This window comes from Streptomyces sp. NBC_00075, assembly GCF_045041225.1.
In the GTDB taxonomy this organism is placed as follows: domain Bacteria; phylum Actinomycetota; class Actinomycetes; order Streptomycetales; family Streptomycetaceae; genus Streptomyces; species Streptomyces adonidis.
In genome coordinates this window covers 4020272-4039151 of the sequence record NZ_CP108243.1, presented here as the reverse complement: position 1 = coordinate 4039151, position 18880 = coordinate 4020272, and the positions used below count along the sequence as shown (strand labels likewise).

The 18880-nt window shown below is 71.1% G+C and carries 17 protein-coding genes; 8 read left to right on the top strand and 9 right to left on the bottom strand.

Going from position 1 to position 18880, the window contains the following annotated elements; all coding sequences use genetic code 11:
• The first annotated feature begins 3 nt into the window (after positions 1-3).
• Positions 4-1575 carry a bifunctional phosphoribosylaminoimidazolecarboxamide formyltransferase/IMP cyclohydrolase gene (purH, locus tag OG787_RS17235; RefSeq protein ID WP_405540513.1) on the top strand — a complete coding sequence of 524 codons (1572 nt, stop codon included), beginning with the start codon at positions 4-6 and terminating at the stop codon, positions 1573-1575.
• Positions 1576-1655: 80 nt separating this feature from the next.
• Here the strand turns inward: purH and OG787_RS17230 are convergent, their stop codons facing one another.
• The 4 genes from OG787_RS17230 to OG787_RS17215 all read right to left on the bottom strand — a co-directional run bounded on the left by OG787_RS17230 (position 1656) and on the right by OG787_RS17215 (position 5198).
• Positions 1656-2024: a peptidase inhibitor family I36 protein gene (locus OG787_RS17230; protein WP_369030660.1), complete on the bottom strand. Its 369-nt coding sequence runs from the start codon at positions 2022-2024 to the stop codon at positions 1656-1658.
• Positions 2025-2122: 98 nt separating this feature from the next.
• Entirely contained in the window at positions 2123-3709 is a 1587-nt protein-coding gene (locus tag OG787_RS17225; protein ID WP_405535673.1) for a protein kinase domain-containing protein, read from the bottom strand.
• On the bottom strand, positions 3709-4443 hold the full coding sequence (locus OG787_RS17220) for an FHA domain-containing protein (RefSeq protein ID WP_405535672.1): 735 nt from the start codon (positions 4441-4443) through the stop codon (positions 3709-3711). Before OG787_RS17220 ends, OG787_RS17225 begins: the two co-directional genes overlap by 1 nt.
• 131 nt (positions 4444-4574) lie before the next feature.
• The gene (locus OG787_RS17215; RefSeq protein ID WP_405535671.1) at positions 4575-5198 is read right to left on the bottom strand and encodes a hypothetical protein; all 624 of its coding nucleotides are present in this window, start codon (positions 5196-5198) and stop codon (positions 4575-4577) included.
• Positions 5199-5468: 270 nt separating this feature from the next.
• On the opposite strand from OG787_RS17215, the gene OG787_RS17210 reads away from it, so the two are divergent.
• From OG787_RS17210 to OG787_RS17190, 5 genes are all read left to right on the top strand, one after another.
• Positions 5469-6323, top strand: coding sequence for a bifunctional methylenetetrahydrofolate dehydrogenase/methenyltetrahydrofolate cyclohydrolase (locus OG787_RS17210; RefSeq protein ID WP_369030664.1), 855 nt, complete (start codon positions 5469-5471; stop codon positions 6321-6323).
• A gap of 316 nt (positions 6324-6639) precedes the next feature.
• On the top strand, positions 6640-7275 hold the full coding sequence (locus OG787_RS17205; protein WP_405535670.1) for a DUF3017 domain-containing protein: 636 nt from the start codon (positions 6640-6642) through the stop codon (positions 7273-7275).
• Between the two features lie 118 nt (positions 7276-7393).
• Positions 7394-7882: a helix-turn-helix domain-containing protein gene (locus tag OG787_RS17200; protein ID WP_369030665.1), complete on the top strand. Its 489-nt coding sequence runs from the start codon at positions 7394-7396 to the stop codon at positions 7880-7882.
• A 417-nt stretch (positions 7883-8299) separates the two neighbouring features.
• A complete protein-coding gene (locus tag OG787_RS17195) occupies positions 8300-9646 on the top strand; it encodes an XRE family transcriptional regulator (RefSeq protein ID WP_369030666.1) in 1347 nt (448 codons plus the stop codon).
• 917 nt (positions 9647-10563) lie between these two features.
• Positions 10564-11553, top strand: coding sequence for a malate dehydrogenase (locus OG787_RS17190; protein WP_369030667.1), 990 nt, complete (start codon positions 10564-10566; stop codon positions 11551-11553).
• A gap of 81 nt (positions 11554-11634) precedes the next feature.
• On the opposite strand, the gene OG787_RS17185 is transcribed toward OG787_RS17190, so the two are convergent.
• Positions 11635-12522, bottom strand: coding sequence for a GNAT family N-acetyltransferase (locus tag OG787_RS17185; protein WP_369030668.1), 888 nt, complete (start codon positions 12520-12522; stop codon positions 11635-11637).
• 127 nt (positions 12523-12649) lie between these two features.
• On the opposite strand from OG787_RS17185, the gene OG787_RS17180 reads away from it, so the two are divergent.
• Complete coding sequence (locus OG787_RS17180) at positions 12650-13969, top strand: DUF5954 family protein (protein WP_405535669.1); 1320 nt, start codon at positions 12650-12652, stop codon at positions 13967-13969.
• A 467-nt stretch (positions 13970-14436) separates the two neighbouring features.
• Here OG787_RS17180 and OG787_RS17175 read toward each other — a convergent pair whose 3' ends face one another.
• The gene (locus OG787_RS17175; protein ID WP_405535668.1) at positions 14437-15165 is read right to left on the bottom strand and encodes an isocitrate lyase/phosphoenolpyruvate mutase family protein; all 729 of its coding nucleotides are present in this window, start codon (positions 15163-15165) and stop codon (positions 14437-14439) included.
• Complete coding sequence (locus OG787_RS17170; protein WP_405535667.1) at positions 15162-15653, bottom strand: carboxymuconolactone decarboxylase family protein; 492 nt, start codon at positions 15651-15653, stop codon at positions 15162-15164. The genes OG787_RS17175 and OG787_RS17170 overlap by 4 nt, the downstream gene beginning before the upstream one ends.
• A 47-nt stretch (positions 15654-15700) precedes the next feature.
• Between OG787_RS17170 and OG787_RS17165 the strand changes: the two genes are divergently transcribed.
• The gene (locus OG787_RS17165; protein ID WP_405535666.1) at positions 15701-17161 is read left to right on the top strand and encodes a PLP-dependent aminotransferase family protein; all 1461 of its coding nucleotides are present in this window, start codon (positions 15701-15703) and stop codon (positions 17159-17161) included.
• A gap of 157 nt (positions 17162-17318) precedes the next feature.
• On the opposite strand, the gene OG787_RS17160 is transcribed toward OG787_RS17165, so the two are convergent.
• Together OG787_RS17160 and OG787_RS17155 are read right to left on the bottom strand one after the other, a co-directional pair.
• The gene (locus OG787_RS17160) at positions 17319-17942 is read right to left on the bottom strand and encodes an NADPH-dependent F420 reductase (protein ID WP_405535665.1); all 624 of its coding nucleotides are present in this window, start codon (positions 17940-17942) and stop codon (positions 17319-17321) included.
• Positions 17943-18010: 68 nt separating this feature from the next.
• Complete coding sequence (locus tag OG787_RS17155; protein WP_369030674.1) at positions 18011-18745, bottom strand: SDR family NAD(P)-dependent oxidoreductase; 735 nt, start codon at positions 18743-18745, stop codon at positions 18011-18013.
• Positions 18746-18880 lie beyond the last annotated feature (135 nt).

Sequence of the window (18880 nt, the reverse complement as noted above, 5' to 3'; positions counted from 1 at the left end):
GACATCACTGTCACGGCCGAGAGCAACAAGCGGGTCATCCGACGGGCGCTCGTCAGCGTCTACGACAAGACGGGCCTCGAAGACCTCGCACGCGGCCTGCACGAGGCGGGCGTGGAGCTGGTCTCGACCGGGTCGACGGCCGGGCGTATCGCCGCCGCCGGCGTCCCCGTCACCAAGGTCGAGGAGCTGACCGGCTTCCCCGAGTGCCTGGACGGCCGGGTCAAGACCCTGCACCCCAAGGTGCACGCGGGCATCCTCGCCGACCTGCGCCTGGAGGACCACCGCGACCAGCTCGCCGAACTGGGCGTCGAGCCCTTCGACCTGGTCGTCGTCAACCTCTACCCGTTCCGCGAGACGGTCGCCTCCGGCGCCTCGCCCGACGAGTGCGTGGAGCAGATCGACATCGGCGGTCCGTCGATGGTCCGCGCGGCGGCCAAGAACCACCCGTCGGTGGCCGTGGTCACCAGCCCGGCGCGCTACGCCGACGTCCTGAGCGCCGTACAGACCGGCGGCTTCGACCTCGCCACCCGCAAGCGGCTCGCGGCCGAGGCCTTCCAGCACACGGCGTCGTACGACGTGGCGGTCGCCTCCTGGTTCGCGTCCTCGTACGCCCCCGTCGACGAGTCGCAGTTCCCCGACTTCCTCGGCGCCACCTGGGAGCGCGAGAACACCCTCCGCTACGGCGAGAACCCGCACCAGCCCGCCGCCCTGTACGTGGACGGCAATGGTGGCGGTCTCGCCAAGGCCGAGCAGCTGCACGGCAAGGAGATGTCGTACAACAACTACACGGACACGGACGCCGCCCGCCGTGCCGCGTACGACCACGCCGAGCCGTGTGTCGCGATCATCAAGCACGCCAACCCCTGCGGGATCGCGGTCGGTTCGGACGTCGCCGAGGCGCACCGCAAGGCGCACGCGTGCGACCCGCTCTCCGCGTTCGGCGGTGTGATCGCCGTCAACCGCCCCGTGTCGAAGGAGATGGCGGAGCAGGTCGCCGAGATCTTCACCGAGGTCATCGTCGCGCCGGACTACGAGGAGGGCGCCCTCGAAGCGCTCGCCAAGAAGAAGAACATCCGGGTGCTCAAGGCGGCGGGCGCGCCCGCGAACCCCGTCGAGGTCAAGCCCGTCGACGGCGGTGTGCTCCTCCAGGTGACCGACCGCCTCCAGGCCGACGGCGACGACCCGGCCAACTGGACGCTCGCGACGGGCGAGGCGCTGTCCGCGTCCGAGCTGGCGGAACTCTCCTTCGCCTGGAAGGCGTGCCGGGCCGTCAAGTCCAACGCGATCCTCCTCGCCAAGGACGGCGCCTCGGTCGGCGTCGGCATGGGCCAGGTCAACCGCGTCGACTCGGCGAAGCTGGCGGTCGAGCGGGCGGGCGAGGAGCGGGCGCGTGGTTCGTACGCGGCCTCGGACGCGTTCTTCCCGTTCCCCGACGGCCTGGAGATCCTGACGGCCGCCGGCGTCAAGGCCGTGGTGCAGCCGGGCGGTTCGGTCCGGGACGAGCTGGTCGTGGAGGCGGCGAAGAAGGCGGGCGTCACGATGTACTTCACGGGGACGCGGCACTTCTTCCACTGATCTTCTGCTGAGCGCGTTGAACCGACCGTGGCCTCCGGCCCTCCCCCGAGGGGGCCGGAGGCCACGGTCGTACGTGCGTACTACGTGGTGACGCGGTACGCGCTGACCCACGGGCCGATGTTGCCGTAGCCGCTGTTGTCGATGGTGATCGACCACCCGGTGCAGTCGGCGTGCTCCCACAGCTCGACCCGGACGTTGGTGTCCTCGGTGCGGGCGGAGCGGATCTTGTCGTTCCAGTTGCCGCCGACGTAGGTGCACGATCCGGTGGTTCCGGGGCCGAACCAGTTGTCCAGGCCCTTGAAGCCGGTCTCGGCGTAGGCGTGCCACTTGCCGGCCGCCTGGACGGCGGGTGACGGGGCGGCGGCAGCGGTGCCGGCCGACAGCAGGCCCACCGTGGCGAGTGCGGCGGCAGCGGCGGTCATCCGCTTGAACCGGACGGTCTTCCTCATGATGCGTGTCCCTCCTTGAGACATTCACCCACCCCCGTAGGTGGACGTCCTCACCCTCGTACGGCAGGGAAGGGAGGGGTACCTCGGAACTCTCAGGGTCACTTCTTTCCCGGTGGCGTGTACTCCTTGAGGTAGTGGGCGACGCGGTCGGCGTAGGGGCGGACCTCCGGGGGAACACCGGCCGCCTCGTTCACCACCTTGTACGACGTCCGGTAGGCCGCCGAGATCAGTACCCGGTGGTCGCCCGGCAGTCTCGTGTCCAGGCGGGGCGCGATCCAGCACAGGTAGCGGCCCATGGCCGGGATGGACTCGGCGGGCGGGAAGGGTGGTTGGGGGACGGACTCACCGGGGGTGCCGTCCTCGTGCATCCACCAGCGCAGCACGCTCGGGGTCCAACGGGCGATGCCGTACTCGTTCCTGGCGGGGTCGGCGAGGTCCGGGTCGAAGTCGCTCTCGACCTTCAGCATGGCCGCGATGAGGGGCGGGGTGACGTCCGGTTGGTCGCAGTCGTGCGCCGTCTCGACGATCAGCAGCCGGTAGGCGGGGGGTACGCCCTTGTCGGTACGGAGGTCCGTGGCGCCGTACGCGGCGGCCGTCACCGCGGTCGTGCCGCCGGTGCCCTCGGCCGCCTTGCCGGTCGAGTCGGCGCCGTCCGCCCAGGTGCTGATGCCGTAGCCGAGCGCGGCGGCGGCCACCGCGGCTGCCGCCGCGCCGATGATCAGGGTCCTGTGCCTCCGCCTGCGGTACGGGAAGCGGGGGAGGAGTCCGGTGAGGGCTCCCTTGGCCGCCACCGCCTCCACTCTCCGCAGCAGCGCCTCGCCCGCGATCCGTTCCTCGTGCGTACGGGTCAGACAGTCCCGCACGATCTCCCGCCAGGCGTCCGGGAGTTCGGGGGAGAGGCGGAGTTCGTCGGCGCCCCGGGCGTATGCGGCTGCCGCGTCGCGGCGGGTCGTCGGGGTGCCGCCGGGGAGCGGGAAGGTGCCGGTGAGGACCAGGTGGGCGAGGACGCCGAAGGCCCAGATGTCGGCCGACGGGCGGATCCGGCGGCCCCGTTCGCCGATCTCCGACCACAGGAGTTCCGGTGGCGTGTAGTCGGGCGTCGAGAAGGCGGGCGTGTACGCGTGCGTGCCCTCCAGCTCCGCGGCCATGTTGAAGTCGGCCAGCCGCGCCGAACCGTCCGTCATCAGCAGGACGTTGGCCGGTTTCAGGTCACCGTGCACCCAGCCCGCCCGGTGCAGCTGGGCCAGCCCCTCGCAGATCTGTGCGAGGAGGGACGGGCCCTCGGGTGGCTGACCCTGCGTGCGGGTGAGGAGGGCCGCCAGGGACTCCGCCGCCTGCTCCAGTACGAGGACCACCGCGCCGTCCAGGTCCGGGTGGGCCGGGTCGTCCACGGTCAGCGTCTCGTACATGCGGATCAGCCGGGGGCGCTTCAGTCGGCGGTGCAACGTCAGCTCGCGGTCCGCCAGTTCGCGCAGGTGGGCGAGGTGACGGGGGGTTCCGGTGCCGGTGGGCAGGAACTTGAGGGCGGCGGTGCGGGGCAGGTCCTGCGGGGCGGTGCCCTGGTCGTCGGCGACGCGCCGGGCCTCGTACACGCTGCCGAAGGCGCCCGTCGCGATCGGCGCCCGTACCTCCCAGGCGCCCACCCGGTAACCCTTGGGCACCGTCACCGCGTACGGTTCCGGCATCACCGCTCCACCGAGAGGACGGCCAGGTCGTCCTCTCGTACGAGGTCGAAGCGGAGCGCCAGCGAGACCAGGGACTCCTTCTTGCCGTTGAGGCGCGGGCCCGTGTCCGCCGTGTCGGGGCCGGGTTTGAGGCGCAGTTTCACGGCCAGGTAGTCGATGTTCCACTGCACCGAAGTGCGGGACGCGGCGGGCCAGTTGGGGCGCAGCCGGTCGACGACCTGGTCGACCGTCGGCAGCGGTGCGTGCGGGGCGCCGCGCAGGCGGGGTTCGCAGAGGGCGGCCAGGACCGCGAAGTAGCGCTTCGTGCGGTCGACGGAGAAGGCGGGGGCCGTTGTGGCGCCGGTCGGTCCCGCGGACGGGTCGCGGTAGTCGTGGCGCGGTGCCCACACCTCGATCGGGAGCAGGTCGCCGGCCGCCGGGAGCACGATCCGGGAGAACTCGAAGGGGATCGGCGCGTCCAGCCGCCCCGGGCCCACCTTGATGTGCTCGCCCGCGCCCTCCGGGTTCTCGACGACGTACGTCTGGGACCCGCTGTGGTTGCTGAGTATCCAGAAGGCGCCCTGCGCGGTGATCTCACCGGCGGCGCGGGAGACACCCTCGTGCGGGATCTCCAGGTCGTTGTCGGTCGCGGACCGGCCGAACGTGAGGCGTTCGCCGGGCGCGAGCCGGAAGCGGGTGCTGTCTCGTCGCTCGTCCTCCGTGGTCGGCGGAGGTACCACGATGATGCTGTACAAGGTGCGTCTCCCCGGGCCTCGCAGCTTTCGGAGCCAGGGTAGGGCGACGCACCAGGGCCGTGTCTCCCCTTGTGCGGGTGAGACACGGCCCTTGACGGCGATTGGCGAGAACTCGGTGGTCGCCTCGGTGGTTACTGGTGTGCCGCGGGGTACTTCGCCCGGTTGAACCAGGCCGCGCCCTCGGACTTGCCGACGAACACCGCGATGAGGATGGCGAGGACGGTGTGCACCAGGCCGACGACTATGAACGGGTAGACGCCGAGGACGGCGGTGATGATCGCGAACACCATGGTGGTGATACGGATGCCGCTGCCGCCGTTGCTGAACTTCGTGCCCAGCACGATCGCGAAGATGCCCCAGCCGAGGACGATCGCGGTGAAGGCCCACAGGGCGCCGGAGGAGTAGTCGGCGAGCTGCTGGAAGTCGACGTTGTCCTTCAGCTCCGCGTCGTCCTTCGCGGCGTTGATCGCGACTGCGGACAGGGCGAAGAGGATGGCGCCGATCACCTGGAAGCCCGCGATGACGTAGAGCATCACGCGGGCGGCCTTGACGTTGCCCGGCATCGTTTGCGGGCCGCCGGGGTAGCCGCCGTAGCCGGGCTGTCCGTACGCCTGCTGGCCGAGCGGCGGGGCGGCCGGGTAGCCGTAACCGGGCTGCTGGGGCGGGGTCTGCTGGGGGTAGCCGTAGCCGGGCGCCGGCTGCTGGGGCTGTTGCTGGGGCGGGCCGTAGGGGTTGTTCGGGTCGCCGAAACTCATGGCGGGTGTTCCTCCGTATGCGTCAAGTGCGGGGACGACGCGAGGCACCGAACGGAGGAAGGTGATGCAGATGCGGTACGCCCCCCGGCCCTGCCCGCGGCACTGTGCTGCTCAGCTTTTTATCGTTCTTTAGTTCGCTCATACTTGTCCAGCCGCATAGTGCATGTGTTGTGCAAGTGCAACATCCGCGATCATGCGCATATGGCTGTGGGGCCCTTTGTGGGGCACCCGGATTGGAACCGGGAGGCGGTCATCCGCGAGGATGTGGGTATGAGCGCCCAGATTCTCGATGGCAAGGCCACCGCAGCCGCGATCAAGTCCGATCTGACCGCCCGCGTGGCGGCGCTGAAGGAGAAGGGTGTGACGCCCGGCCTCGGCACGATCCTGGTGGGTGAGGACCCCGGCAGCCAGAAGTACGTCGCCGGAAAGCACCGTGACTGCGCGCAGGTGGGCATCGCCTCCATCCAGCGCGAACTGCCCGCCACGGCCACGCAGGAGGAGATCGAGGCGGCGGTCCGCGAGCTGAACGAGGACCCGGCCTGCACGGGTTACATCGTCCAGCTGCCCCTCCCCCGGGGCATCGACGAGAACCGCGTCCTCGAACTGATGAACCCGGACAAGGACGCGGACGGCCTCCACCCGATGAACCTCGGCCGCCTCGTCCTGAACGAGCCGGCCCCGCTCCCCTGCACCCCCAACGGCATCCTCACCCTGCTCCGCGCGCACGGCGTGGAGATCAAGGGCGCGGAGGTAGTGGTAGTCGGCCGTGGGGTCACGATCGGCCGCCCGATGCCGCTCCTCCTCACCCGGCGCAGCGAGAACGCGACGGTGACGCAGTGCCACACGGGTACGCGTGACCTGGCCGCCCACCTCCGCCGCGCCGACATCATCGTCGCCGCGGCCGGTTCGGCCCACCTGGTCCGCCCCGAGGACGTGAAGCCGGGCGCCGCCGTCCTCGACGTCGGTGTCTCCCGCACCGCCGAGGGCAAGATCGTGGGCGACGTCCACCCGGGCGTCACCGAGGTCGCCGGCTGGATCTCCCCGAACCCCGGCGGAGTCGGCCCGATGACCCGCGCCCAACTGCTCGTCAACGTGGTCGAGGCGGCGGAACGCAGTGCCGGCTGAGGCGGAGGGCGGGCGGGCGCCGGAGGGCGGGCGCGGGAATTTCGGTGGCGGTAGTACGACCGACGCCGGGGCGTCCGAGTCGGCGGGGGCGCGTGATTTCGGCGGGGCGCCCAGCTCTGGTGGGGCGTCCAGGAACGGCGGGGCGCCCAGCTCTGGTGGGGCGTCCAGGAACGGCGGGGCGTCGAGTTCTGGCCGCGCGTCCGGGGCCGGTGCGGCGCCCGAGCCCGGGGGAGCGTCCAAGTCGGGAGACCCGGCCGATGCAGTCGGCCTGACCGGCACTGTGGAGAGTCCCGCCGGGGCGCGTGATTCCGGCGCGGTGGCTGCTCCCGGCGGGGTGTCCGGGGCCGGCGCTGCGGCCGGTTCCGGCGAGGCGCCCAGCTCCGGCTTGGTCGCCGGTTCCCGTGGGGTGCCCGAGTCCGGGGGAGTGTCCGAGTCGGGCGACCGGGCCGGTGTCGTCGGGTCGGGCGGTGGTGCCGAGTCGAACGGTGCTCTGGACTCGAACGGTGCCGTGGACCCCGTCAGCGCGCCCGACGCCGCGGGGCGGCCCCGGCGTACCACGCGGCGGTTTCCGCTGTTCACGCGGGACACCGCTCGGCCCGAAGGGGGTGGCCGGGCGGCTCGTGGGGATGCGCCGGCGCCTGCTCGGCAGTGGCCGATTCTTGCCGTGTTGAGTGCGGTCGGGCTCGGGTTGTTGCTGACCGCGTTGGATGTGTTCCGGTACGGGACGCTGCTGATCGGGGCCGCGTTGCTGGCCGGGGCGGTGCTGCGCTGGGTGGTGCCGGACGTCGGGATGCTCGCCGTACGGTCCCGGTTCACGGACATGGTCACGTACACGCTGCTGGGCACGGCCATCGTGCTGCTGTCGATGATGGCGCAGCCGAACCCGTGGCTGGAGATCCCGTTCCTGGACGACACGCTGCATTACACGATCCGCAGCCACGGCGGTCTGTAGGCGCACGTCGGCCCCGGCGGGAACCGACCCACCGTCCGACGTCGTCAAATGCCTCGGATCGGCCGTTGTGCGCCGACCTACGCCGACGAACGTCGACGAATGCCGAGGAGGATGCGCGATGAGCGCCTGGCAGCCGCTGCCGGACGATCTGCCGCCGGAGGTGCGGCACTTCGTGGAGCAGGTGCGGGGTCTCAAGGACCGCACCGGGCTCAGCCTGGCCGCGCTCGGTGCGCGCACCGCGTACAGCAAGTCCTCCTGGCAGCGGTACCTCAACGCGACCCAGCCGCCGCCCCGGCAGGCGATAGCCGCGCTGTGCCGGGTCGCGGGCCTCACCCCGACGGATGCCGAACGCTTCGGCGTCCGCTGGGAGTTGGCGGTCCAGGTCTGGCCCCGGCCGCCGGCCCCGGTCGCGGAATCGGCGCGGCAGGAAGGGGTGTACGAGGAGGAGGTGCCCACTCTTCCTTGGTGGGTGGACTCGGAGTCCGAGGTCGCCGGGGAGGCCCGGGCCGCCTCAGAGGACTCCTTCCGGCGCGTGCTGCTCGTCGCCGTACTCCTCGTACTGGCGCTCGGGTTGCTCGCGGTGGTCGGCGCTGTCGCTTTTGGTTGATGCCGCTGGGGGAATGTGACAACAGTGTGTCCGGTGTGACCGCTCTTGTGCTTTCTGTGTGGCGATGTGTCGATAAGTTCGAGGAATTGCAACCGGCGCGCAACGCGCCACGGCTAATGTGGGCAATCGGGACGGTCCGGGGCGTCCCGTGCATCATCCAGGGGTTCTGTCCGGCCGGGAGGGCTACCGGTGGAACACTGGACCGCAAGCCAGGGGCGTGCAACGGTGCACCTCCAGGCCTGACAATGCTCCCGTGCGCCCCCACCCCGGGAACCGAGATCCTGAATGGGTGCATCCGTTTGGGTAGCCAAGACAGTCCAGAACAGACTCGGCGAGGGATCCACGGCACTACGCACGGGAGAACAGCCAGCACGACCGGGGGGAATGAGGGGGGAAGCTATGCCTCGTTGGAGGGCCTTGCCGGATGATCTCGATCCGCAGGTCAAGGAGTTCGCGAGCCAACTGCGCAGGCTCGTGGACCGCAGCGGCCTGAACATCGCGGCGGTGGCCGACCGCACGGGCTACAGCAAGACGTCCTGGGAGCGATATCTCAACGGCCGTCTTCTCGCGCCCAAGGGCGCGATCGTCGCCCTGGCCGAGGTCACCAACACCAATCCCGTTCATCTGACGACGATGTGGGAATTGGCCGAGCGCGCTTGGAGCCGCTCGGAGATGCGCCACGACATGACCATGGAGGCGATCCGGATCTCCCAGGCGCGCGCCGCGCTCGGGGAGTTCGGGGCGCCTGCCGCCGACACGAAGAACGGGAGCGGCAAGAACGGGCGGGCCGCCCGGAGCGCGACGGTGACTCCGGGGATCGCCGGCCCCGCCGGTGTCTCCCCGACCGTGCCGCCGCAGCCGACCCCGGAGACCCGGGACTCGGTGGGCGACGTACGGGCGGGTGCGGCGCGGGGCGGTGGCTCCGGCGGCTCGGTGAGTTCCGCGAGTTCCGCAGGCTCCGTGAGTTCTGCCAGTTCTGCTGGTTCCGCCGGCTCCGCGAGTTCGTCCTCGGCCGAGGGCAACTCCTGGGGTCTGGCCGGGTATCAGGGGCCGGCGGCGAGGGGCGGCGCTGGGGGGCGCACGGCCACCCCGCCCTCGGGATCGCCCAGTGTGGCCGGGGCGTCGGGGGTGCCCGGATATTCGGGCGGGACACCTTGGACTCCCGGTACGCCCGTACCGACGCCCGGCGGTGGCCCGCAGGACGCCAGGCCGGGCGGCAGCGGCGATCCCGGCGGTACTGGTGGTCCTGGTGGCTCCGGCGGTTCGCGGCGCAAGCGGCGGCTCACGATGTTCCTCGCGGGCGTCGTGGGGGCGTCGGTGGTGGTCGCGGCGGCCCTGTTCTTCACCAACCAGGGGGACGACACACCGGCGGCGAGCAAGCCGAGCCCGTCCCCGACCACGTCGGCCGGCACCGATCCCGACCTGCCGGTCGGGGTGGAGTGCAGCGGCGACACGTGCACCGGCCAGGACCCGGAGAACATGGGCTGCGGCGGCGAGTTGGCGCAGACCGCCAACAGCGTCACCGTCGGCACCACGCTCGTCGAGGTCCGCTACAGCAAGACCTGCCAGGCGGCCTGGGCGCGCATCACCCAGGCGGCCCCGGGCGACAAGGTCGACGTCACCGCCTCCGGCGGCGCGAAGCAGACCGGCGCGGTCGACACGGACACCGACGCGTACACGCCGATGGTGGCAGTGAAGGACGCGGGCGACGCGACAGCATGTGTCACCCTCGCGGCGACCGGAGAGAAGGGCTGCACGCAGTAGGGGGCAGGGCCGCGCGCGACGGGGGGAGTCGCGCGCGGCGGTGACGGGGCCGCGCGCGGCGAAGAGTCGCGCGCGGCGCGAAGAGCCGTACGCCATGGGGAAGATCCCCAAGCGGCGGGGACTGTCGCATGCGCCGGGGAAAGCCGTACGTGGCGGGAAGCGTCGTACGTGGCGGGGAAGCCGCACGTGGCAGGAAGAGCCGTACGCGGCGGGCGAAGAGTCCCACGTGGCAGGGAAAGTCGCGTGTGGTGGGGAAGAGCCCCTCACGCGGGGGAGGGAGTCGCGCGCGGCGCGAAGAGTCCCACGTGGCAGGGAAAGTCGCGTGTGGTGGGGGAGGGAGTCGCGCGCGGCGCGAAGAGTCCCACGTGGCAGGGAAAGTCGCGTGTGGTGGGGAAGAGCCCCTCACGCGGGGGAGAGAGTCGCGCGCGGCGCGAAGAGCCCCGCGCGGCAGGGAAAGTCGCGTGTGGTGGGGAAGAGCCCCTCACGCGGGGGAGAGAGTCGCGCGCGGCGCGAAGAGCCCCGCGCGGCAAGGAAAGTCGTGCGCGGCAGGTGCGGGCGCGCGCCGCAGGTGTGGGCGTGATGCCCCTTGTGTGCCGGAGTTCGTTTCAGCGGATTCCGTTCGATCGGTGTGTGAGGGGAATGCCCGGCCCGGTTCTGGGCAGGCGGTGAAGTACCCCCACGGGATCCGGCGTGATCGGTCCCCGGGCGGCGGTCGCCCGTCAACACCTCTCCCGGACGGGTGGCCGCCGCTTTCCCGGCCCGTGCGCGCGACTCTGTGGGACGGGCCACATGGGACCCGGACGTCCGGGATCCCGGATGCGCGATAGCCTGACGGCGGATCTCTCTTGATGCCAAGAGATCGATCATCCGAACCGGGGCAGCGACGCCCCACCGCCAGCTGTCATACGGAGAACGCCATGACCCGCACTCCCGTGAACGTCACCGTCACCGGCGCGGCCGGCCAGATCGGTTACGCCCTGCTCTTCCGCATCGCCTCCGGCCAGCTGCTCGGCGCGGACGTGCCGGTCAGGCTCCGTCTCCTGGAGATCACCCCGGCGCTCAAGGCCGCCGAGGGTACGGCCATGGAACTGGACGACTGCGCCTTCCCGCTGCTCCAGGGCATCGACATCACGGACGACCCGAACGTGGCCTTCGACGGCGCCAACGTCGGCCTGCTGGTCGGCGCCCGCCCGCGTACCAAGGGCATGGAGCGTGGTGACCTCCTGGAGGCCAACGGCGGCATCTTCAAGCCGCAGGGCAAGGCCATCAACGACAACGCCGCGGACGACATCAAGGTCCTCGTCGTCGGCAACCCGGCCAACACCAACGCGCTCATCGCGCAGGCCGCCGCCCCGGACGTACCGGCCGAGCGCTTCACCGCGATGACCCGCCTCGACCACAACCGCGCGCTCACCCAGCTCGCGAAGAAGACGGGCACGACCGTCTCCGACATCAAGCGGCTCACCATCTGGGGCAACCACTCCGCCACCCAGTACCCCGACATCTTCCACGCCACGATCGCCGGCAAGAACGCCGCCGAGGTCGTCAGCGACGAGAAGTGGCTCGCGGACGACTTCATCCCGACCGTCGCCAAGCGCGGCGCCGCGATCATCGAGGCCCGTGGCGCGTCCTCGGCGGCCTCCGCGGCCAACGCCGCCATCGACCACATCCACACCTGGGTCAACGGCACGGCCGACGGCGACTGGGCCTCCATGGGCATCCCGTCCGACGGCTCGTACGGCGTCCCGGAGGGCCTCATCTCCTCCTTCCCGGTCACCACGAAGGACGGCGTGTACGAGATCGTCCAGGGCCTGGACATCAACGAGTTCTCCCGCGCCCGCATCGACGCGTCGGTGCAGGAACTGGCGGAGGAGCGCGAGGCGGTTCGCGCGCTCGGCCTTATCTGAGCCCCAACTGCTCTTCCCTCGGGCCCCGTTCAGGCTTCGGCCGGGCGGGGCCCGCGTGCGTCCCGGGTACGGGCGTACGGGTCAGGACAGCCGCTTCTCGAACCAGTGCCCCGCGTAAGGGTTGTCGTCGTAGCGCGGGATCTCCGTGTAGCCGCATGCCAGGTACATCGCCCGCGCCTCCGTGAGTGCCGTGTGCGTGTCCAGTCGTACGATCGTCAAGTCCCGTGCGGCGGCCTGCTGTTCGAGGCCTTCGAGGAGGCGGCGGGCGAGGCCCAGGCGGCGGGCCCCGGGGTGTACCCAGACGTGGCGGATCTCGCCGACGCCCGGTTCGAGTCGCCGCAGCGCCCCGCAGCCCACGGGGCGCCCCTCCTCGTACGCCACCAGGAAGGCGCCCGCGTCGCCCGACACCTCGTGCGGCTGTACGAGGGCGGCCGGATCGAAGCCCTCGGGGAACCGTTCGTCGATGTCGGCGGCGTACGCGGCGAGGCAGGCGCGGGCGTCGGGGCTCGTGCCGTCGACGGTCTCGACGGTGATCGCCGCGAGGCGCAGCAGCCGTCGGGCGGTGTCGAGGGCGGCGGTCAGTTCGCCGCGCCGGGTGTCGTCGAGGCCGGCGAGGAGGCCCGCCGCCAGGGCGTCGGCCCGGCGGTTCTGCTCCGTCAGCTCGGCCTCTCCGGCCGGAGTCAGCTCCACGATCCGTGATCGGCTGTCCCCGGGATGCACCCGCAGCCTGACCAGGCCCTGTCTGCCCAGTGCGCGCACGAGCCTGCTCAGATACCCGGCGTCCAGGGTGAGCCGGGTGCGCAGCTCGCGCAGCGAGGCGCCCTCGCCGGCCTCGGAGATCTCGAACAGCAGCCGTGCCTCGCCGAGCGGCCGGTCCTGACCGAGGTAGTGGTCGTCGAGGGCGCCGATGCGGCGGGTGAAGTACCGGTTGAACTGCCGGAGGGTGTTCACATCGTTCGCATCGTTCACAGAGGCATCCATGATTTGTTTGACTTTAGTCAAAGAACCGGTGAGATTCCACAGGGTTCCACGCCAGAGCCCCGCAAATTCGGTGAAACCCGGTGTCGGGCAACTCCCTTGTGTGCACGCTCAGTGCATGGGCGACTACAGGGACGATGTTCCGGCGTATCTGACGATCAGGGTCACCGCGCAGGAGGGTCCGATCGCGGCCTTCGCGGAGCAGGAGGCCGGGGAGGCCGCGATGCGGTACCCCGACCTGATGGGGGTGGGCATCCCCGAGTTCTTCCATGCCAAGGAGCGCGAGGCGGGCGGCTGGGAGCTGTTCGGCTACGGCAGCGACACCCCGCAGGGCTCCCGGGACTCGCTCGGCTCGGTGTTCCGGCTGCGGGCCACCGAGGCCGAGAAGGCGGGCGACGAGGGCGCCCGGCGCAAGTGGATGGCGGCGGCCCTGCGCATGGACCGCGAGGTCGTGAACGACCTGCGGGTGCGCGGCGAGAGATTCCGGATCGTGCGCGCCTCACGCTTCGTCCGGATGGGGCCGAACGGACCCGAGCCGCCCCGCCCGTCCGACCCCGACCCGGCGGAGGTCGGTGAGGCGTATCGGGTAGGGCCGCGGACGAAGGGGTTCGTGGTCGACCCCGTGACCGGCACAGGCCTGTCCGACGGCATCCTCAAGCTGGACCTGATCCAGTTCGTGGGCATCGCGCCGGGTGCGCCGCAGGCGGTTCGCGACGAGGCACGGCGGGCGCTGCACACCCACCCGGGCGGGGTGCTGCTGCCCGCCGTCTACATGATCTCCGAGCGGGTGGACGGGAGTTGGCGGGCGCACAACCCCGGCGCCTCCGACTCCACGCCCCAGGGCGCGCGGGACTCCCTGGCGTACTGGCTGCGCGTGATGGCGCCCTTCACGCTCCGGCTGAGCGAGAAGAAGGCGGCGGAGTACGCCATGATCGCCGACCGGGTCGACGAGAAGCGCCTGAACGTCGCGACCGTCGACGGCATCCGCTACCGCGTGACCCGGGTCGAGCGCCTGATCAGGGTCGGCCCGGACGGCCCCGAGGGCCCGCGCCCCTCCGACTTCGACCCGGAACCGCCGGTCGAGGTCCAGACCCGCGAGCTGAAGGCGAAGGGCCTGTGGAAGGAGGAGGACGACGAGCCGGCCCCACTCAGCGAACGCACCCTGGAACTGAAACGCCGCTGGGAGGCGGAGGAGGCCCGCCGAACGGCGGTACGGGAGGGGAGGAGGAAGGCGAGGGAGGCGGCGAAGGGGCAGGTGACGGGGCAGGTTCCGGGTCAGGCGGAGGGGCGGGGCGAGACTCAGGTTCAGGGCAAGGCGGACGAGCAGGGCGAGGCGGGGAACCAGGGCGAGGGACCGGTTCGGGGCGAGGAGGAGAGCCGGGGGCAAGGCCGGGAGGAGGGAAACGGCACGGGAGACGGGCCTACGCCCGCTGCCTGAGGGGGACGAGGAGAAGGGCCGGCGCCGCCTGCCTGAGCCCGCTCCCGGTCCGGCCTGACCCCGGGTCCCGCCCTGCTCTCGGCCCCGGCCCCGGCCCTGGCTCAGGACGCGGGTCCGTTCCCGCCTTCGACCCCGGACCCGGCCTGGACCCGGCCTGGACCCGGCCTGGACCCGGCCCGGACCCGGACCCGACCCAGGACCTGGCCCCGGACCTGGCCCTGGCCCCGGACCTGGCCCCGGACCTGGCCCCGGACCTGGCCCCGGCCCCGGACCTGGCCCTGGCCCCGGACCTGGCCCCGGACCTGGCCCCGGCCCCGGACCTGGCCCCGGACCCGGACCTGGCCCCGGACCCGGACCTGGCCCCGGCCCCGGACCTGGCCCCGGACCCGGACCCGGACCCGGCCCCGGCCCCGGACCCGGACCTGGCCCGGACCCGGTCCGGCCACGGCCCTGGCCCTGGACCCGCTTCAGACCCCGGTCCCGCCCCCGATCAGCGCGCTCGCTCTCCCCCGCAGCGCCTTCGCCCCCCACTGGAGGAAGCCCGGGCCGAAGGTGACTCGGGTGGCGCCCAGGGTGGCCAATTCGGTCGGGGAGGGGCCGTCGAGTGTGGTGAAGACGTTGAGTGGGCCGCTGATGGCTGACCGCAGCAGCGGAAGTGTGGCGAGCGGTGCATCGATGGGGTACACGCAGTCCGCGCCGGCCGTCACGTACAACGCGGCCCGCTCGATGGCCTGTTCGGGGGTCCGGTCGCCGTATACGAACGTGTCGATGCGGGCGTTGATGAAGAGCCGGTCGCCCGCCGCGTCCCGTACCTCGGCGAGTCGGTCGGCGTGGGCGTGCGGGTCCGCCAGGACGCCCGCGTGGGAGTCCTCCAGGTTGCAGCCGACGGCGCCCGTCGCCAGCAGCCGGTCCACCAACTCCCTTGGCGCCAGGCCGTATCCGTCCTCCACGTCCGCCGACACGGGTACGTCCACGGCCCGCGCGATGCGTGCGATCGCCGCGAACATCTCGTCGGCGGGCGTGGCCCCGTCCTCGTACCCGAGCGAGGCCGCGATCCCGGCGCTGGGCGTCGCGAGCGCGGGGAACCCGGCGGCGGCGAACTCCCGTGCGCTGACCGCGTCCCAGGGGCCGGGCAGGATCAACGGGTCGTCGGGCAGGCGGTGTTGGTGCAGGGCCCGGAAGACATCCACGCTCACTTGGCGCCGCCGGTCGCGTACTGGCCCGGCTCGTAGTGGCCGGGGACCATACGGGTCGTCACCGCGAAGCGGTTCCAGGCGTTGATGACCGTGATCCCGGCGATCAGGTGGGCCAGTTCGGCCTCCTCGAAGTGGCGGGAGGCGTGCTCGTAGACCGCGTCGGGTACGAAGCCGTCGGTCAGGACGGTCACCGCTTCCGTCAGCCGGAGCGCCGCCAGCTCCTTCTCCGTGTAGAAGTGCGCCGACTCCTCCCACGCGCTCAGCTGGACGATCCGCTCCACGCTCTCGCCCGCCGCGAGTGCGTCCTTGGTGTGCATGTCCAGGCAGTAGGCACAGTGGTTGATCTGCGAGGCCCGGATCTTCACCAGCTCCCAGAGAACCGGGTCGAGGCCCTGCCTGGCTGCCGAGTCCAGCCGGATCATGGCCTTGAAGACGTCGGGGGCGAGTTCGGCCCAGGGGAGACGGGGGGTCTTCTCATCGGTGGTCATGCCATCGACTCTAGGAGGCAAGTAGCCCAAGGGTATGGTCCATTTTCATGGCAAGTTCCTGGGCCACTTCGGGAGTGGACCTCCACCTCCACCTCCGCCTCGACCCGACCGGCACCGGCACCGGCATCGGTACCGGCACCGGCGTGCGCCGGGGGCTCACGGACGCGATCCGGGAAGCCGTACGCGGTGGCAGGCTGACGCCCGGTACCCGCCTGCCCTCCTCCCGCTCCCTCGCCGCCGACCTCGGCATCGCCCGCAACACGGTCGCCGACGCGTACGCCGACCTGGTCGCCGAGGGCTGGCTCACCGCGCGCCAGGGCTCGGGCACCAGCGTGGCCGAGCGGCCCGTGCCCCGCCCGTCCGCCGGACCCACCCGGCATCCGCGTTCACCGTTCCCTCCGGTGCACGACCTGATCCCCGGCAGCCCCGACCTCTCCCTCTTCCCCCGCGCCGCCTGGCTCAAGGCATCCCGCCGCGCCCTGACCGACGCCCCCAACGACGCCCTCGGCTACTCCGACCCGCGCGGACGCGTGGAACTCCGTACCGCCCTCGCCGGCTATCTGGCACGCGCCCGGGGCGTTCGCACCCACCCCGACCGCATCGTCATCTGCTCCGGCTTCGTGCACGGGCTGATGCTGCTGGGCGGGGTCCTGCACGCCCGGGGGCTCACCTCACTGGCCTTGGAGTCGTACGGACTGGACGCCCACTGGCGGCTGTTGGAGCGCGCGGGGCTACGGACGGTACCGCTCGGCCTCGACGAACTGGGCACCCGTACCGAGGAGTTGACGGGAGGGGAAGGGGAACTGGTGGACGTACGAGCTGTGTTGCTGACGCCCGCCCATCAGTTCCCCATCGGCAAGTCTTTGCATCCCGACCGGCGGGCCGCTGTTGTCGACTGGGCGCGGCGCGGGGACGGGCTGATCCTGGAGGACGACTACGACGGGGAGTTCCGTTACGACCGGCAGGCGGTGGGCGCGCTCCAGGGGCTGGACCCCGACCGGGTGGTGTACCTCGGTACGGCGAGCAAGTCGCTGGCGCCCGGGCTGCGGCTGGGCTGGCTGGTGCTGCCGCCGTCCCTCGTCGGTGAGGTCGTCGCGGCGAAGGGCAGGATCGACTGGTCCTGCGGGGTGTTCGACCAGCTGACCCTCGCCGAGTTCATCGACTCGGGTGCGTACGACCGTCAGGTGCGCGCCGCCCGGCTGCGTTACCGGCGTCGACGGGACGCGCTCGTCGCAGCGCTGGCCGCCAGGGCACCCCAGGTCCACGCGACCGGCATCGCGGCCGGTCTGCACGCGGTTCTCCAACTCCCGCCCGGCACCGAGGAGTCGGTCGTACGGGAGGCGGCCCGGCGGCGACTGGCGGTGCACGGTCTCGACCTCTACCGCCACCCGGACTCCACCGCCGAGCGGACCGACGCGCTGGTCGTCGGGTACGGGACACCGCCGGACCATGGGTGGGCGGGGGCGCTGGAGGAACTGTGCGCGACGGTTGCCCAGGCCGGTTCCTAGTGCTGTGACCGCCATTCCAAGAGAAGTTGGATGCGCTCTCACGGAGGGCGGCCGAGCACATGGCCATGCCACGGTCTTCCCGATGATCGGCGACGCGTACGCGAGCGTGGGCACGCATGGCGCGAGCCGTACGGAATGGAGAACCGGCCGCCGGGACTCAGCCGGTGAATTCGTCGACGCCGAGGGCGAAGTTCCAGTGGCCGACCCCGTTGCCGGCGAGGCCCATTGTGACCAGGCCCATTCCTTCCAGCCAGTGCGCCATTTTCAGGCCGCCGACGTCCAGCGGGCGCAGCCCGAGGCTTTCGATGAATTCCGCCACGCCTGCCTTGGCCTGCGCATTGTCGCCAGCGATGAAGACATTGGGCCGGCCCTTCTCCAGGACATTGCGGAAGACGGTGTTGAACGCTTTCACCACGTCGGCGCCGGCCGGGGCCGCCTTGGCGACTTCCTGCGCGATCGAGGTCTCCTCGCTGTGGGCCAGTCCGTCGAATGTGGCGTTGAACGGGTTGCTGATGTCGACGATGACCTTGCCCGCGAGGGCGTCTCCGTACTCGGTGACGACCGGAACGACACCGTCGTACAACAGGGCCGTAATGACGATGTCCCCGGCCGGGACGGCGCCCCACTTGCCCGTCGTCGCGCCGCCGCCCAGAGCCCTGGCCAGGCCATCGGCCTTGGACTGATCGCGTCCCATGACCTCGACGGTGTTGCCGCCCGCCAGCGCGAGCGTGCCGATGGTACGGGCCATGTTCCCCGTACCGATGAGAGTGATGCTGCTCATGAGGTGTGCTCTCTTCCTGTTCTCAAGATGCCGCTCTGTCTCAGTTCGTTGTGGCGACTGGGACTGGATCAGATGGCGGTGGTGCCGCCGTCGGCGACCAGTTCCAGGCCGTTGACGTAGCTGGAGTCGTCGGAGGCGAGGAACAGGGCGACGGTCGCGATTTCTTCGGGGCGGCCCATCTTTCCGCGGGGGATGAGGGACTCGAATGCGGCCTTGGTCGCCTCGTCGAACAGTTCCTCCTGTTTGGCGGTGGATACCTGGCCGGGGGTCAGCACGTTGACCCGGATCTTGCGGTCGCGCAGCTCGTTGAGCCAGACGCGGGCCCAGGCCTGCTGGACGGCTTTGCTTCCCGCGTAGAGGCTCCAGCCGGGGAAGGCGCCGAGGGAGGCGTTGGATCCGGTCATGAGGATCGAGCCGTTGTCGTTGATCAGCGGCAGTGCCTTCTGCACGGTGAACAGGGTGCCGCGCGCGTTGAGCCAGAAGGCGCGGTGGAACTGTTCCTCGGTGATCTCGCCGAGGACGGCGGGTTCGCCCATTCCGGCGCTGGCCCACAGCACGTCGATCGATCCCTTTTCCCGCTTTACGGTGTCGTACAAGCGGTCCAAATCGTCCAGTTCGGCCGCGTCACCCTGGACGGCGGTGACGTTGCGGCCGATCAGCTTGACGGCGTCGTCCAGTGCGTCCTGCCGCCGGGCCTGGATGAAGACGTGCGCTCCTTCTTCGACGAACAGTTTGGCGCCGGCCAGTGCCATGCCGGTGGATCCGCCGGTGATCACCGCTACTTTGCCATCGAGCTTTCCCACGATCACTCCGTCAGGTTCCGATGCCGAATTCTTGTGCCGAATTCTTGTGCCGAATTTGCTTCGGCCCCATTGGGTACCTATTCAGGTTGCCATTGACGTGAGTTGGGTGTCCAAGACCTCTTTGAGTCGCGGTGA

Bases quoted from the DNA above. Each gene is read 5' to 3' on its own strand.
- OG787_RS17190 (WP_369030667.1), top strand. From the start codon at position 10,564: ATGACCCGCACTCCCGTGAACGTCACCGTCACCGGCGCGGCCGGCCAG.
- OG787_RS17225 (WP_405535673.1), bottom strand. From the start codon at position 3,709: ATGCCGGAACCGTACGCGGTGACGGTGCCCAAGGGTTACCGGGTGGGC.
- OG787_RS17180 (WP_405535669.1), top strand. From the start codon at position 12,650: ATGGGCGACTACAGGGACGATGTTCCGGCGTATCTGACGATCAGGGTC.
- OG787_RS17160 (WP_405535665.1), bottom strand. From the start codon at position 17,942: ATGAGCAGCATCACTCTCATCGGTACGGGGAACATGGCCCGTACCATC.
- OG787_RS17165 (WP_405535666.1), top strand. From the start codon at position 15,701: ATGGCAAGTTCCTGGGCCACTTCGGGAGTGGACCTCCACCTCCACCTC.
- OG787_RS17200 (WP_369030665.1), top strand. From the start codon at position 7,394: ATGAGCGCCTGGCAGCCGCTGCCGGACGATCTGCCGCCGGAGGTGCGG.
- OG787_RS17230 (WP_369030660.1), bottom strand. From the start codon at position 2,024: ATGAGGAAGACCGTCCGGTTCAAGCGGATGACCGCCGCTGCCGCCGCA.
- OG787_RS17215 (WP_405535671.1), bottom strand. From the start codon at position 5,198: ATGAGTTTCGGCGACCCGAACAACCCCTACGGCCCGCCCCAGCAACAG.
- OG787_RS17210 (WP_369030664.1), top strand. From the start codon at position 5,469: ATGAGCGCCCAGATTCTCGATGGCAAGGCCACCGCAGCCGCGATCAAG.
- OG787_RS17170 (WP_405535667.1), bottom strand. From the start codon at position 15,653: ATGACCACCGATGAGAAGACCCCCCGTCTCCCCTGGGCCGAACTCGCC.